This is a genomic window from Chloroflexota bacterium (assembly GCA_018829775.1).
Taxonomy (GTDB): Bacteria; Chloroflexota; Dehalococcoidia; order Dehalococcoidales; family RBG-16-60-22; genus E44-bin89.
Genome location: JAHJTL010000068.1, coordinates 1 through 14,320, shown reverse-complemented (window position 1 = coordinate 14,320; position 14,320 = coordinate 1). Strand labels below are relative to the sequence as shown.

The window sequence follows — 14,320 nt, the reverse complement described above, 5'->3', positions numbered from 1 at the left end:
CGCCATGAGCTATATCATATTCGATGTCATCCGGCGTTATCTCAGGTACCGCGACTACAGGGTGAAGTATGTGCAGAACGTTACCGATATCGACGACAAAATCATTGACCGGGCGAATAAGCGCAACATTTCAACTGAGGAGCTGGCTGAGATATTCACAAATAGCTTCAAAGAGGACATGAAAGCGCTGAACATAGAACCACCTGATGTGAACCCACGTGCCACCGAAGTGATACCGGATATTATTGAAATCGTGCAGGGCCTGATTGACAGGGGGTATGCCTACGAGTCGCAGGGCAGTGTCTATTTCCGCGTGAGAAATGTCCCCGACTACGGCAAGCTTTCCCACCGCAGCCTGGATTCGATGAGGTCCGGAGCACGCATTGAGGCGGGTGAAGAGAAGGAAGACCCCATGGACTTTGTCCTCTGGAAAGCTTCCAAACCGGGCGAACCGGACTGGGACAGCCCGTGGGGTAAGGGGAGACCGGGATGGCACATGGAGTGCAGCGCCATGTGCCTGAAATTCCTGGGGAATACCCTGGATATACACGGCGGCGGGCAGGACCTTGTCTTTCCCCACCATGAGAACGAAATCGCCCAGTCGGAGAGCTTTACCGGCATCAAACCGTTCGTCAGATACTGGCTGCACAACGGCATGGTGCAGATGGGCCAGGAGAAGATGAGCAAGTCGCTGGGCAATCTTATCACCATCAAAGACGCTCTGGTGAAATACAGCGCCGACGCCATCCACATCTTCGTCCTCAGCTCCCACTACCGCAGCCCGCTCACCTACTCCGAGGAGATACTGGAGGCGGCGGAGCGGGGGGCAGAGCGGCTTCGGCAGACCGTTAATAATCCGGCAAGTGGAGGAAAGGCAACCAGAAAAATAGACACGAAGCAATATCGAAAACGCTTTATCGAGGCCATGGATGATGATTTTAATACGGCTCAAGCTGTAGCAGCATTGTTTGACCTGGCGCGTGAAATCAACCGATATGATAGTGAAGGGCTTGAGGCTGTTGAAGCCAGAAAAACAATGGTGGAACTGGGTGGTGTAATAGGCCTTACCTTCAAAGAGGCAGAAGCGCTGCAAATTGATATTGAGTCGTTGCGCCAAAAAATAACCTCGATCAATAAACAACTTATGGAAGCTCATTTGAAAGAAATACCTGTCGATAGGCTTGATACCGATGCTGAAGATGTACTGAAGGAGCTAATGGCAACCCGCAATGAACTTCGTAAAGATGAAAAATGGCAGCTTGCCGATTATATTCGATCTAGACTGGATGAAGCCGGCATCGCCATGGAAGATACCCCGCAGGGAACGGTGCGGCGGCGGAAACGCTAAAATCTGGAGGTATAATATGTGGCAGAAAGTAGCTCTCGTTCTCATGGCACTGGGGATGCTCGCCCTGATTGGCTGGTCAGTCAATGCCTTCTTTGCCGAAAGCGAGATTCCGTTAATCGTCAGGATAGCGGTCGGGGCGATTGGTGCCGGGATACTCATCCTCATCGGCGTGGCGATTAAAGACCGAATTAAAAAGGCGAAAACAGAGGATTTCAAGGAGGTTGAGCGATGATTATCACTACCTCAGCGGAAATTGAGGGTAAAAAGATAACCAAGACCATCGGTCTGGTGCGGGGCAGCACCATACGGGCACGACATCTGGGCAAGGATATTATGGCCTCTTTTCGCGGTTTAGCCGGCGGCGAAATCACCGAATACACCAAGATGATGGCCGAGGCGAGGGAGGAGTCCATCAAGAGGCTGATTGAGGACGCGGAAAAGCAGGGTGCCAACGCCATTGTGAGCATGCGATTCGCCACCTCTATGGTCATGCAGAACGCCGCCGAGGTTCTGGCCTACGGCACCGGCGTTGTGGTGCAGTAAACTTCTAAACGCACGAACCTGCTGAATAATGTACTCTATTCACGTATGGGGTTAGTATAAAATGCTGGCAAACATGGTCGGCTGGGTTACCAGGCGCGAGGGACATAAGTTCCTGAAACTACAACAAGACATTGACGATTCAGTATTCACAGGCGCCAGGGAAATCAGAGATATATCGCTCTATATTCATATCCCGTTCTGCCGTACCCTGTGCCCGTTCTGCTGCTTTAATCGCTACCTGTTCAAGGAAGATAAAGCACGACAGTATTTCAGGCACCTGAAGCGGGAGCTTGACCTCTACATCGAGAAGGGCTTCGCTTTCTCAGATTTTTACTTCGGTGGCGGCACGCCGACCATCCTCATGGACGAACTGGTCGGCTTTATCGACTACCTCAAAGCCAATTTCGACGTCAAGCGCATCTCGCTGGAGACCACTCCCCGTGAAATCAACCGGGAGAACATCGCCCGGCTCAAGGCGGCCGGCATCAACCGCCTTTCCATCGGGGTGCAGAGCTTCGATGACGGCATCGTCAAAGCGATGGGAAGGCCTTTCGGCCCCAGTGACGAAATGAAGCAGCAGGTGCTGATGGCGGAGGGAGAGTTCGACACGGTGAACGTAGACTTCGTCTTCAATTTCCCGGGCCAGACGGTTGACCAGTTCCGGGCGGATGTGCGGACATTTAAAGAGCTAAATATCGACCAGGCCACCTTCTATCCCCTCATGGCTTCCCCGCACAAAAAAAACGCTCTGGAGCGGCGCTTCAACCGCGTGGACATAACTGAGGAGAAGCGATTTTACGATGTCATCCTTAAGGAACTCTACGCAGACGATTACAAGGCATCCACCGTCTGGTGCTTCTCCAGAGGTGAGCGGATGATTGATGAATATATCATCGACTTCGACGACTATATAGGCATCGGTGCCGGCTCGGTAAGCATCGTGGGCGGCAATTTCTACGTGAATACGTTTTCGCTGGACCGGTACGGCGAGTTGCTGAGCCAGGATACCCTGCCCATCGTTGGCTGGCGCAAACTATCGGAAAGGGAAAACCAGCGCTACTATCTGCTCACCAAACTCTTCGGCATGGAACTGGATGCCGATAGGTTTGCGCAGAGGTTTGGCGCCAGTATTGAAAAAAAATTAAACTCGGAGCTGCTCCTTTTAAAGCTCTCTAACCTGGTAAGGAGCAAGGACAAAATCCGGGTAACCAGAAAAGGCATGTACCCGGTGAGCGTTATGATGCGGGAATTTTTCACCTCCCTCAACAACCTGAGAGAACTATATATCGAAGAGCAGACTTAACCACTCATTTGACGGCAATATGGATGCCGGCGGCGCCAAACAGAAGCGGCCGGTACAGAACCTCACGGAAACCTGACTCAAGCAGCATAGCCTTCACCTCCTCTGCGGTATAGAAGCTGGCCGCCGACTCCGCCAGATAGTTATATGCCCCCTTGTTTCCGGAGAGCCAAACCCCCACGCGGCGGACAATCCAGCGCAGATACCGGTGGAATATTCCTCGGATAAACCTTGCAGTGGGCTGGCTGGTCTCAACAACAACGTACCTGCCCCCGGCGGTGAGGAGGCGCCGGACCTCAGTTAAATGCTGTCTCGCCAGTGGATTCTTATAGGTTAAGTTTCGGAAGGCAAAAGAGATGCCGACAGAGTCGAAGGATGCGTCGGGGAAAGGGAGAGATGCCGCATCGCCATTGATGAAGGAAATATGCTTATCACCATCCAGAGACGCCGCCTTCTTTCGCGCGATTTCCAGCATGGGCGGACTGTAATCGATTCCGACCACGCTGACTTCGCTTCTACCAAGTCTGCACACGGTTATGGCCAGGTCACCGGTCCCGCAGCAGAGGTCGAGCACCTTTTCCGGTTTACCCTTCAGGCATTCCTCCGCCGCTTTTCTCCGCCACCGCCGGTCAAGCCCCCAGGTTATGACCGAATTGATAAGGTCGTAACGGGGCGGCACCTCGGTGAACATGCGTTGCAGAGGTCTGCTCATAACATTTATTACGGCATCTCTGATTATTGCGTGAGCTGTTCAGACAATTCTGGCCAGTATATAGCCGATGCCCAGGAGAAGCTGCGTCACGAGGACGACCAGCACGTTGCTGGCCATCGCGGGAACGAGTCGCGCCATCTCCTGGTGCTTCCTGGAACCCTTGATTGCCTTCAGGGCAAAGGGGAGCGTTAACAGCGCGATAAGCGAGAAGACGGGCATCACGCCGGCAATGACCCACCCGATTATCCATAGATAGATTGCAATAGTAAAAAATGAATAAATGAGGCTGGAACGCGACCCGCCCATAATTATAGGCAAAGTCCTTCGTCCACCCTGAGCGTCTGCCTCGGTGTCGGGGAACTCGTTGAGCAGGAGGAGGTTATGCACCAGAATCCCGGAGGGAACTGCCGCAATCACCGTGTGCCAGGTGTATTGAGCGGTCTGGACAAAGTAAAGCCCCAGAATCGGCAACACGCCAAGACCAAACCCGGCGGCCCATTCTGGCCAGGGCATTTTGAGTATTAACGGCGTATAGAAAAGAACACATATCGCAGCGAACACCAGCAGAGGAAGAAGCAGCCATCCCGTCGTCAGGATGAAAAATACACCGATGCCCACCGCCATCAGGAAAGAAGACATGCCAAGCCAGAAGACCTGTTTCGGTGTGAGCAGCTCCGCGGGCAGGATGCCGCTGCCGCCGCTGAAGGGTGTCCGTTTTGTAGCCAGGTCCACGCCGCTCCGGTAATCAAAATAGTCATTCAGGGTATTGACACTGATATGAGTGAGCAGCAGCCCGAAGCCAGCCAGCAGCGCATAACCGAGGTTAAAAAAACCGTCATACCAGGCAATGCTGGTGCCCAGAAACGCCAGCACCACGGAGAGTAACAGAAACTGGGGCCTTGTTTCCAGGAACAATAGCTTTAGTTTCACGGCCGATTCTCCAAAAGATGATAAAGAACTCTAAAGACCAATGTAATGGAACAAAGAAGGCACTGTCAATGACAATGCCTTCATATATTACCGGATAATCGATAATACGGAATAATAAGAAATATTAATTATATTTCTTTCAATAATTGCCTGGCTTCTCTGTATGTAGCCAGGACGTTTGCAGAGACTTTATTTAATTCCAGGACAGGTTTAGGACTTGCCGATGCGGAATACCTTGGTGCCGCAGCTGGGGCATTCGCCCTGAGTGGCCGGGCGCTTGTTCTTGAGAGTTGTTGCTTTCGCGTTTTTGATTTCTACTTTCTTTCGACATTTCATGCAATAAGCCTGGGGCATTTGTCAATCCTCCTTTATTGGACTCTGTGAAGCAGAGTAACAAACCTGCCAAGATTTGTCAATAGCATCGAGGTTCAAAATCGCCCAATTTACCTTTTCCCCAGCTTTATCCTGACTTCACCACCCACTGCAACGCCCAGAAAATCAAGGGCGCTGCCTCCCTTCACGGCAATTTCAAGATAGCCGCTGCTTCCGATGAGCGCCAGCAACTCTTCACCTTCCGCATAAGTCCGGCTCAGCCCCGAAATGGAGCGATTGCTTACCTCAACGGCGAAAGGCTTTTGTGGCAGGTCTTCATGTTTGAAATTGGTTATCAGATTGCCGAAATTGTCTATGTGCACGATTCGCCCCAATAGTGTATCCGCCGATTCCTGATGCGGTCGAGTTTCCGGCAATACCGTAACGGAATTCATGACCTCGCCAAATGTTTCTGGCGATGCCCCCAGTGAAAGCCGGGCAGCAATCGGGGCAAAGATGTCACGACCATGAAACGTTGGGCTTACTGGTGTACGCCAGAACTCCGGCTTTGTAATCGATACTGCTTTTAATTCGGGGGGAAGCGTAACCTGCCCCTGCTCAGGACCTGGCCACTGCTTTAAAAACGGCTCTATTACGTAGCTCAACACGCCGTTATCCGGCGCAATGAAGTCGAATTGAGGTGTGCGCAGTATAATCGCCCTCCGCCCCGTCCCCACCCCAGGGTCAACCACGACCACGTGTACGGTGCGTTCGGGAAAAAACTTATAAGCCGTGTTCAGAACGAAAGCCGCCTGAGATATGTTTTGCGGCGCTATAGCATGGCATATATCGATGATGTTAGCCTTGGGGTTGATTCCGAGAATTACACCCTTCATCGCCGCCACATAAGCGTCGGTCAAGCCAAAATCAGTGGTCAGGGTGATGATGGCGTTCATGTTTCTCCCAGTTTCCGTCAAACTGGTGCTCAGGTGAGCCGGAGCGAGATTATGGCGATGATGATAAAAAGGACGGCCAGGGCAATGGTGAGCTGAAACATCGTCTTTTCCAGGCCCCGCTTCGTCCGGTATACCGTATCGGGCTGACCGAAGATGCCCCCCAGTCCACCACCTCTAACCTGCAAAAGAATAATCAGTATCAGGGTTACTGCCAGCACTATCTGCGCTATATTTAAGTAGGTCTGCATCTTTCCCTTCCTATCTACCCGCTTCAGCTTTCATCAAGCTTTTTCTTCAACAGGTCACCGGCCAGGACCGGATTGGCGCGACCCTTCGTCGCCCGCATCACCTGCCCCACCAGGAATTTCAGCGCTGTTTCCTTGCCCGCTTTGTAATCGGACACGGCCTGTTCATTTGAGTTTATCACGTCAACTATGGCGGCTTCAAGCTCCCCGGTATCGCTTATCTGGATGAGGCCGCGCTCTTGTATAACTTCCTCAGCACTTTTCCCTGTATTAAACATTTCGCCCAGCACCTCTTTGGCACTGGTGCTGCTAACACTACCTGCCGGTATTTTGGCCACAAGCTGGCATAGTTGTTCAGGGCTGATCATTTTCCTGAATCCCTCTATATCAGTATTGGCAGCGTTCATTATATGGCTAGCTTGACCCAGAAGCCAGTTGCTCACTTCTTTGGCCGCTTTATCGGAAGGCAGCTTCTGGTAGGCATCAGTTTTAGTGCTTTCTTCAAAGTAATCGGCCATATCTTTGGTTTTTGTTAGCTCGCTGGCGTCATAGAGCGGCAGGCCATACTCCGTCATGAATCGGCCTCGTCTGTCCTCTGGCAGTTCAGGTATTTTAGCCCTTATTTCCTCCACCCACTCCCGACTTATCATCAGAGGGGGGAGGTCGGGCTCGGGGAAATAGCGGTAGTCATGGGCATACTCCTTGCTGCGCTGCGCCACCGTCTTTCCCTTTTCCTCAACCCAGCCCCGCGTCTCCTGAACAAGCTTCTTGCCTTCGCTGTAGGCTTTCCTCTGCCGCCTGGCCTCGTAGTCCATCGCCTGGTAGACCGCCCGGAAGCTGTTCATATTCTTGACTTCAACCTTGGGCCCCAAGTTGGAACTGCCTTCAGGGCGGATGCTGATGTTGGCATCGCAGCGGAAACTGCCCTCCTCCATGTTTCCCGTTGAGACGCCGAGGTACTGTAGAATGCTGCGCAGCTTGTTTAAATACTGGCGGGCTTCCTCCGGCGAACGCAGGTCCGGCTCGCCGACAATCTCCATCAGCGGCACGCCGGAACGGTTCACGTCCACCAGGCTGTACTCTTCTCCATCAGTACCTGTCCGGTGCAGGAGCTTGGCCACATCTTCTTCCAGATGCACACGGGTAATAGCGATTTTCCTTTTCTTGCCATCGACTTCAATATCTAACCAGCCACCCTTCCCGATAGGCGCATCATACTGGGAAATCTGGTAGCCTTTCATCAGGTCCGGATACGGATAGTTCTTGCGGTCGAACTTGGTGTAATCGGAAATGGTGCAGTTCAATGCCAGCGCTGTCATGATGGTGTACTCCACCGCCTGCTTGTTGATAACTGGCAGAACGCCGGGCATACCGAGGCATACCGGGCAGACGTGGGTATTGGGCGGGGCGGCAGCATAATCAGCACTGCAGCCGCAGTACATTTTGCTCTTGGTCAACAACTGGGCGTGTACTTCCAGCCCGATGATGGTCTCAAAGTTCATGGCCGGCCCTCGAATCGGTAACGGATTCAGTATAACAGTATTGCCTATAGCTGACAAGAACGGGGATGCATCGTCAGTGAAGGATAATAAACCTGTTACAGATGTGGTATACTGCCTACGGCAGTGGGGCTGTAGCTCAGTCGGGAGAGCGCCTCGTTTGCAACGAGGAAGTCAGGAGTTCGAGTCTCCTCAGCTCCACCATTAGATTCAGCAATCGAAGAATTAAGCGTCAGAGAATTGCTCGAGGTGCTGTTGGACGATAAAGCTAAACGCCGACTTCCCCTCAAGCGCAAGACAAACCACGAACTTTTTTCGCTCTACTACGACCGTCTCAAGGTCAGACTGACCCCGGGGCAGTATGACCAGTACACACTCATCCTTGATAAATACCACCAGTTTCTGGGGGAATTTCCCCCCTCGGTAGAACTGGCAACGCAGTTCCTTGCCCAATATGCCAACCATGCCCAGGCAACAATGGTACGATATGCGGGCATGATACGTGGCTTCATGGAATGGTACGGAGAAAGCCTGGATATCAGACCGGCGAAACCCAAATCCCTCCCTGAATACGTTGAGCCGGATGATATCGAGCGATTAATTGATTTCATTCGTCACAAGAATACCCACAAGCGGACGGTGGAGAGAGATCTTCTGCTTGTCAGATTCGCCACTCTGACCGGACTCAGACGCGGTGAACTCGCCCGTCTGACCGTTGCCGATATCCGCGCTTATTGGATCCTTAACTAGTATCTTGTCAACACTAAAGGCTCAAAACGAAACAATGTAAGTAATAATAATGGGCCGGACACTCTTTCCGTGAGAATATCCAGCCCTCATTGCAACAATATGGTTTTTATATTTTGACAACATTTTGTTATATCAATTGAATGAAGTAACAGCGTGTTATTTGCTTTAATACCAACTCATGCTATAATGATGCATTTCAAATATGCAAGGAATATTAAGAATCTTATAATATCTTGGTAAAGGTGGTGTTTAATGTACGATCTATTGATAAAGAGTGGAAGGATAATTGACCCAGCACAGCAACTAGACGACCAATTGGATATTGCCATTAATGGAGATAAAATTGCTTGCCTGTCTGAAAATATCTCACCGACAGAAAGCAACCAGGTAATCAATGCCCAAGGTAAAATTGTCACTCCGGGGCTGATTGACTCTCATTGCCATGTCTACAATAAACAGGATCCTCCCGGCACCGAACCCGACACCGTTGGTGTCAATCAGGGAGTGACCACGGTGGTAGATGGAGGAAGCGCTGGGCAAGCGACTTTCGATGATCTTAAAAAAGATATTGCCACCGCCCGTACTACAGTTTATTGCTTACTTCATATTGGTTCACTCGGACAAAAAATCATCCCTGAATTGCGAACCTGGGAAGAGATTGACGTAGATGCCACTGCAGCCACTGTACAAGCTAACCGTGATTTGATCAGGGGAATTAAGATACGCCTATTAGGCGACCTCATCTCCAGGGAGGGAGTTGAAGTGGTTAAAACGGCTCAAAAAGTAGCCAAGAGGTTCGACTTACCTCTGGTGGTACATATGGGCGATTTAAAACAACTAGTCTCACCAACTTTAACACAAGAAACTCTGCCGTTACTGGAGTCAGGAGATATCTTGACCCATCTCTATAATTCCAATTGGGGAGGTTGCATGCGCGACGATGGTACATTTTTACCGGAGTTGAAACAGGCAATGCAACGAGGAGTAATTCTAGATATTGGGCGTGGTCGTATTCACTTTAACTTTGAGGTAGCCAAAAATGGGTTGAGTCAGGGTATCTTGCCCACCACCATCAGTTCTGACATCGTTGCACCTTCAATCACCGACCGGGTGTATGGCTTGACCGCAGTAATGTCCACTCTGTTAGGATTGGGGTTAAAGCTAACACAAGTAATCGAAATGAGCACCATTAATCCGGCGCGTGCCCTCGGCTTGGCTGACAGAATAGGTAGTTTAAAACCCGGCATGGCCGCCGATATTTCCATACTGAATCTACTTTCTGGCAAATGGACTATAGTCGATTCGGAACAAAAAACGCTGACTCTGACCCGGTTACTATCACCAGATTCGACTGTTAAATCGGGACTGCCCCTGCCAACAGTTAAAGGGCTAGGTGTACCACCAGTGGCTGACCAAGCAGCCTAGCGTTTCTACATTAACAAAACGGCGGGCCTCAGCGTGAAATAATATTTGATCCATAAGCGATAAGTGAACACCGTAGGCCGATAACCATTGCACAATAGCCCAAATTGTCAAATTACACAATTATGAAGGATTGTTGGACAGGCTTTGTCTAAAATACTAGAAAAATCAGATCAAGCATGCAAATGGGGATTTTCTATAATCGAGAATCGCGGGTTAACATTGGGGGAGAGGCGCATTGAAGGGGGTACGGTATGGCCTCTCGGTTATTCCCTACTCTGTGAAGTTGTTGGCCCGCCGCCAGTCCAGGTACTCCTCTAGTCCCGAGCGCAGGTCATACCGCGGGCGAAACCCCACATCCCTCATCAGACGTTGCGCCTTCAATTTTCTGCCGCCTCGAGGCGGCCCTGCTTCCGGCTTGTCGAGGACCTGCAACCCCGGGTGCAGATCACGGAGGACCGCGACGATTCGCTCGAGTGAGGCCTGCTCTCCCGTAGAGACGTTGTACACATCGTAGGAGAGAGATGGAGCGTTCAGGACTGCGCAGATGCCGCCAGCGATGTCAAGGACGTAGGAGAAGACCTGCTCCACAGACCTGTCTCCCACTTCGATTGGCTCCCCGCGGACGATGTTCCCTGTCCAATCTTTGAACAGGGACTGGTTGGCCCGGTGGCCAGTGACTCGCTCCATGGGTCCATAGGGACTGCCCAAACGGACGCTCACCGTGGGGAAACCGTGCAATTCTCCGTAGCGACGCGTCAGCAGCTCACTTACGTATTTCGTCACTGCATAGAGCGTGTGCGGACGTGGGGCGCTCTCCTCCGTCAGCACCCTGTCGGGATGGTCGTCTCCATAGACCGCGCCAGAGCTGACGTAGAGGAACCGCTCGATGGACAGCTTGCGTGCCATCTCGAGCACATTGGTGGTGCCCATCACGTTGATAGCTACGATGTCCCTGCTCCTCCCAGCCTCGATATTGGGGAAGAGGCCGGTGAAAACCGCGGCATGCACGATCCGCTTGATGTCCTGCTCAAGGACCGCGTCTAGCTCGTCTTGGCTGAGAAGGTCACCCTGAATGAAGGTGACTCTCTCGGCCCAAGGCTCAATATACGCACGGAGCAGATCGCTGGGCGGAACGAGGTCGAAGGAAACTACCTGCTCTCCCTGCCCCGCAAGCGTCCGAACGATATTACTAGCGACGAAACCTGTTCCCCCTGTAACCAGCGTTTTCATGGCTGGCTCCTTCTCCCCAAGTAGTTGCTCGTGGACTGACGGAGTTCTGTAAACTGAGATTCCCCATTTCGGCTGGCCCCTGGCCTCAGGCGTGGCCCAAACGAGACGGCTACATTATGCAGTCTCATAAAGACGCCCGTCAACTCTTCTCTTGCAGAAGTTACGTCGAATCGTCGACAAGGGTTTACGATCGACTACTCCAGTTCTATATGCCAAACCATCTGCATCTTTAATGTCTAGCTACAAATCACACAATAACGAATTTTTTTACTAGATAACAAACGATTCTTTAACGATATCTTATACAATCGACTGTTTTGTGCAATTCAGATAAAAATCGTTCCTTTATTGCACAATCTGACGAATTATTACATCCGTTATCAGTAACCAATCCCTAACTCAATATCATGAGTGAAATTAACTTTCAGCGTGTCGAGCTCTCAGCCGATTCACGGTAGCACTCGCTGCTTGCGCCAGCAAAGTCGCCCACTTCCTCTCTATCGACCTTAGGAAGTTACTGGACATGATGTCTTCGACCGTGCTTCGGAGCCCGATGAATCTGACAACTATGTATGTAAAAAATGCGGAGTTTATCAAGCAAAATGTTGCGTGAGCGTAGCGTGCGTGTAGCATGTCCATAAGGAAAGACGAAAGAGCCAAGACTAGAAGCCCGTATAATACAACCAGGTACAGGAGAGGCACACCTGTTCTCCCTCGCACCTTGGGTGTTCGCCCAAAGGGAACTTTGCGCCTACAGATCGCTTGTTGAAGTGATTTTAACACGCCTGCTAGGTTAACCGGCAGCAACATCAGATTCAGCGCGTACACACGGGCCAGATCGCTCGCACGATAGCCAATAATGACCATGTCACGCCCGTACAGGTAGAAATACGGTAAGCAAACTACAGGCAGCAGGAAACTACGCATGCTACTTTCAAAAGGGTACACTAGCATTAGTAACAGCCCAAAGTTGACAGCTGCAAGAGACGCCAGGTAGTGAAAGCGTATTATACCTTCGCCCACCTTACTCTGCTTGAAAGGTCTACTTAAGAGGTAACGAAACAGTTTGGGTAAGATGATTATACCTCCATTTGCCCAGCGGCGCCTCTGTATCAAGAGCGAACCGAAGTCAGGAGGGGACGCACTATAGGACAACCGCTCAGGGTAGTTATAGAGTTTCCAACCCCGAGCTATGAGGTCAACGGAGGACTCCGTATCCTCTATGACTGTCCTGTCCTGTATGTATTTTGCTATTGGGAAACCACGTTCACTCCCCATAACGCGTATATCCGCAAGTGCTACCTTACGAAGAACCGCGTTTGCCCCAACCCAGTAGGTCGCGTCGAAGTGAGTAAATCCTTGGTGGATCACACATTGTATGTCTGTCGTGGCTCCAGCGATGCGTTCCACAATACTAGCAGGATTTGGCACCGCACTGTACGGTGTCTGAATGACTGCGATTCTAACGTTTTGTGGTTGCTCCAAAATATGGATTAGCCTCAGTGCATATTCAGGGAGCAACAAGCTATCAGCATCCAGGGTTATGATATAATCTGCGTCAGGAATGTTGAGCATTTCATCGGAAGGTGGAGTTGGTTCAAGGTGAACTCCGTCCGCGTGGTTCGTCTCTCGGAAACTCCTTCCCATTAGCTCGATGTAGCTGTTAAGGTTCATCGCCTTGTTAGGTTCATGGGAGAGGTTCACGTAGCGCTTGCGTTCGAAGTAGGCCAATTCCACTTGGAACAAACTGCTCAACCGCTTGTACTCCCTTTCAAGCCTGTCCATACTCAGGTGGCTTGAAGAATTCCTGATATTCTTTGCAATTTCCAAGTATCGGTAGCTGCGCTCAAGAAGGATTTTCTCGACAAAGAGCCTGTCTGTGTGATCGGTTACCTCATATCGTGACGCAGCGTTTCGAAACCACTGGGCTGCCTGTGTGTAGAGTTGGACTACGGTTTCACGTTCCCTTAAGAGATCACCTACGTCTCCTATCGATTTCCGATTGATATAGGCTATCATTGCCTCGCGGTACTTGTTAGCTTCACAGTCGAGTACCTGCTGCACTTCCATGGTCAACCTTCTCGTGGCTGCTAGACTTGCCTGATCGTTGGGAGAGATTGGATTGGGAGGATCATCTATGAGGAGAACAATACGGCGATTAGGATACTCTTGCAGGGCTACCGAAAGGAGAGCTTGCCGAATCACACGTTCTTCCTCTTTGTAAGATGGAATCAAGAAGACAGCCGGTGGCGCTATCCTGTCAATAGCGAACGCATCTAGTTCGTTCTGTGATGCGCGCCGATGTATCAACTGCCGTTTGAAGTGACCCAAACGAGTAAATTGATACACCAACCCGCTGTAGATTATGAAGCTGACGAAGGCGATGAATGCTCCGTGTTCCACGGCACGCCAAATGGCACCTGAGTTGATATGGGTTACCAGAAGACCGAAAAGTTCCCATGCGAACAGCATGCTTCCAACAAGGGTTATACCAATGGCCGTCTTGGTAATAATGGTCTCTTTCGGCCAGTTCATATTTCCCATCATCTGCCATCTAAATGTGAACTGTGTAAAAGGTCACCAAAGGCTGTTTGTACAGAGATCTCTCAAGATTTGTAATATGTTGGTAAGATTTTTTTGTCCTCAAACCCACCTAAATTTCCCCAGTCAGCACAGATAGTTACTCACAGCCCCCAGCATCCCTAATGATGTAATCATATTATGATCCCTCACCCAGAGTCAATATGACTTATATTGTCCTCTCCGATCTTATCTTTCCTTACAACACCGTCTTGGAATTGTTTTGTACAGATACAAACAAAAAGGTTCTGACTGAACAAAATGACGGTTTGTGTCGCGAACTACACTTCAGACGATTATCGCCTGATATATGGCCTTCTCAAATTCTTGGTCTAAAGCAAAACCAGGCTTGAATCCGAAACCAAATACTTGTGAGAGAGCAAGGGCGATTAATTCTTCCTTTGGGTCAATAAAGAACTGCGTGCATGCGGCACCGCTCCAGCCGCAAGTGCCTACTGAACCAATGGCTGTAGATTCAGCTAAATCGGTG

General features: G+C 50.7%; 15 protein-coding genes and 1 tRNA gene. 7 read left to right on the top strand and 9 right to left on the bottom strand.

The window, feature by feature from the left end; all coding sequences use genetic code 11:
* From cysS to KKD83_06670, 4 genes are all read left to right on the top strand, one after another.
* Window positions 1-1,348: cysteine--tRNA ligase (gene cysS, locus KKD83_06685; protein MBU2535832.1), on the top strand; the 1,348-nt coding region annotated here is incomplete at its 5' end.
* A gap of 16 nt (window positions 1,349-1,364) precedes the next feature.
* Entirely contained in the window at window positions 1,365-1,580 is a 216-nt protein-coding gene (locus KKD83_06680; protein MBU2535831.1) for a hypothetical protein, read from the top strand.
* Window positions 1,577-1,891, top strand: coding sequence for a YbjQ family protein (locus KKD83_06675; GenBank protein ID MBU2535830.1), 315 nt, complete (start codon window positions 1,577-1,579; stop codon window positions 1,889-1,891). The genes KKD83_06680 and KKD83_06675 overlap by 4 nt, the downstream gene beginning before the upstream one ends.
* 61 nt (window positions 1,892-1,952) lie before the next feature.
* Entirely contained in the window at window positions 1,953-3,194 is a 1,242-nt protein-coding gene (locus KKD83_06670) for a coproporphyrinogen III oxidase family protein (protein ID MBU2535829.1), read from the top strand.
* A 4-nt stretch (window positions 3,195-3,198) separates the two neighbouring features.
* Here KKD83_06670 and KKD83_06665 read toward each other — a convergent pair whose 3' ends face one another.
* The 6 genes from KKD83_06665 to gatB all read right to left on the bottom strand — a co-directional run bounded on the left by KKD83_06665 (window position 3,199) and on the right by gatB (window position 7,848).
* Window positions 3,199-3,903 (bottom strand): ubiquinone/menaquinone biosynthesis methyltransferase, encoded by a 705-nt coding sequence (locus tag KKD83_06665; protein ID MBU2535828.1) that lies wholly within the window; start codon window positions 3,901-3,903, stop codon window positions 3,199-3,201.
* 39 nt (window positions 3,904-3,942) lie between these two features.
* Complete coding sequence (locus KKD83_06660) at window positions 3,943-4,833, bottom strand: prenyltransferase (GenBank protein MBU2535827.1); 891 nt, start codon at window positions 4,831-4,833, stop codon at window positions 3,943-3,945.
* 210 nt (window positions 4,834-5,043) lie between these two features.
* Complete coding sequence (locus KKD83_06655; GenBank protein ID MBU2535826.1) at window positions 5,044-5,187, bottom strand: hypothetical protein; 144 nt, start codon at window positions 5,185-5,187, stop codon at window positions 5,044-5,046.
* A gap of 89 nt (window positions 5,188-5,276) precedes the next feature.
* Window positions 5,277-6,101, bottom strand: coding sequence for an SAM-dependent chlorinase/fluorinase (locus KKD83_06650; GenBank protein ID MBU2535825.1), 825 nt, complete (start codon window positions 6,099-6,101; stop codon window positions 5,277-5,279).
* Between the two features lie 29 nt (window positions 6,102-6,130).
* Window positions 6,131-6,349 (bottom strand): preprotein translocase subunit SecG, encoded by a 219-nt coding sequence (gene secG / locus KKD83_06645; GenBank protein ID MBU2535824.1) that lies wholly within the window; start codon window positions 6,347-6,349, stop codon window positions 6,131-6,133.
* Window positions 6,350-6,372: 23 nt separating this feature from the next.
* A complete protein-coding gene (gatB, locus tag KKD83_06640; protein MBU2535823.1) occupies window positions 6,373-7,848 on the bottom strand; it encodes an Asp-tRNA(Asn)/Glu-tRNA(Gln) amidotransferase subunit GatB in 1,476 nt (491 codons plus the stop codon).
* A gap of 125 nt (window positions 7,849-7,973) precedes the next feature.
* On the opposite strand from gatB, the gene KKD83_06635 reads away from it, so the two are divergent.
* The 3 genes from KKD83_06635 to KKD83_06625 all read left to right on the top strand — a co-directional run bounded on the left by KKD83_06635 (window position 7,974) and on the right by KKD83_06625 (window position 10,020).
* Window positions 7,974-8,049 (top strand) — tRNA-Ala (locus KKD83_06635).
* Window positions 8,050-8,100: 51 nt separating this feature from the next.
* A complete protein-coding gene (locus KKD83_06630; GenBank protein MBU2535822.1) occupies window positions 8,101-8,595 on the top strand; it encodes a hypothetical protein in 495 nt (164 codons plus the stop codon).
* A gap of 252 nt (window positions 8,596-8,847) precedes the next feature.
* Window positions 8,848-10,020 (top strand): amidohydrolase/deacetylase family metallohydrolase, encoded by a 1,173-nt coding sequence (locus KKD83_06625; GenBank protein ID MBU2535821.1) that lies wholly within the window; start codon window positions 8,848-8,850, stop codon window positions 10,018-10,020.
* 270 nt (window positions 10,021-10,290) lie between these two features.
* Here KKD83_06625 and KKD83_06620 read toward each other — a convergent pair whose 3' ends face one another.
* The 3 genes from KKD83_06620 to KKD83_06610 all read right to left on the bottom strand — a co-directional run.
* The gene (locus KKD83_06620; GenBank protein ID MBU2535820.1) at window positions 10,291-11,250 is read right to left on the bottom strand and encodes an NAD(P)-dependent oxidoreductase; all 960 of its coding nucleotides are present in this window, start codon (window positions 11,248-11,250) and stop codon (window positions 10,291-10,293) included.
* Between the two features lie 417 nt (window positions 11,251-11,667).
* Window positions 11,668-13,785, bottom strand: a complete 2,118-nt coding sequence (locus tag KKD83_06615) for a glycosyltransferase family 2 protein (GenBank protein ID MBU2535819.1) — start codon at window positions 13,783-13,785, stop codon at window positions 11,668-11,670.
* Between the two features lie 333 nt (window positions 13,786-14,118).
* On the bottom strand, window positions 14,119-14,320 hold a 202-nt coding region (locus KKD83_06610; protein MBU2535818.1), incomplete at its 5' end, for a serine hydrolase.

Excerpts from the sequence above, each read along its gene's own strand:
- gatB (MBU2535823.1), bottom strand. The coding sequence starts at position 7,848 with ATGAACTTTGAGACCATCATCGGGCTGGAAGTACACGCCCAGTTGTTG.
- KKD83_06675 (MBU2535830.1), top strand. The coding sequence starts at position 1,577 with ATGATTATCACTACCTCAGCGGAAATTGAGGGTAAAAAGATAACCAAG.
- KKD83_06625 (MBU2535821.1), top strand. The coding sequence starts at position 8,848 with ATGTACGATCTATTGATAAAGAGTGGAAGGATAATTGACCCAGCACAG.
- KKD83_06615 (MBU2535819.1), bottom strand. The coding sequence starts at position 13,785 with ATGAACTGGCCGAAAGAGACCATTATTACCAAGACGGCCATTGGTATA.
- KKD83_06650 (MBU2535825.1), bottom strand. The coding sequence starts at position 6,101 with ATGAACGCCATCATCACCCTGACCACTGATTTTGGCTTGACCGACGCT.
- KKD83_06620 (MBU2535820.1), bottom strand. The coding sequence starts at position 11,250 with ATGAAAACGCTGGTTACAGGGGGAACAGGTTTCGTCGCTAGTAATATC.
- KKD83_06680 (MBU2535831.1), top strand. The coding sequence starts at position 1,365 with ATGTGGCAGAAAGTAGCTCTCGTTCTCATGGCACTGGGGATGCTCGCC.
- KKD83_06665 (MBU2535828.1), bottom strand. The coding sequence starts at position 3,903 with ATGAGCAGACCTCTGCAACGCATGTTCACCGAGGTGCCGCCCCGTTAC.
- KKD83_06655 (MBU2535826.1), bottom strand. The coding sequence starts at position 5,187 with ATGCCCCAGGCTTATTGCATGAAATGTCGAAAGAAAGTAGAAATCAAA.
- secG (MBU2535824.1), bottom strand. The coding sequence starts at position 6,349 with ATGCAGACCTACTTAAATATAGCGCAGATAGTGCTGGCAGTAACCCTG.
- KKD83_06670 (MBU2535829.1), top strand. The coding sequence starts at position 1,953 with ATGCTGGCAAACATGGTCGGCTGGGTTACCAGGCGCGAGGGACATAAG.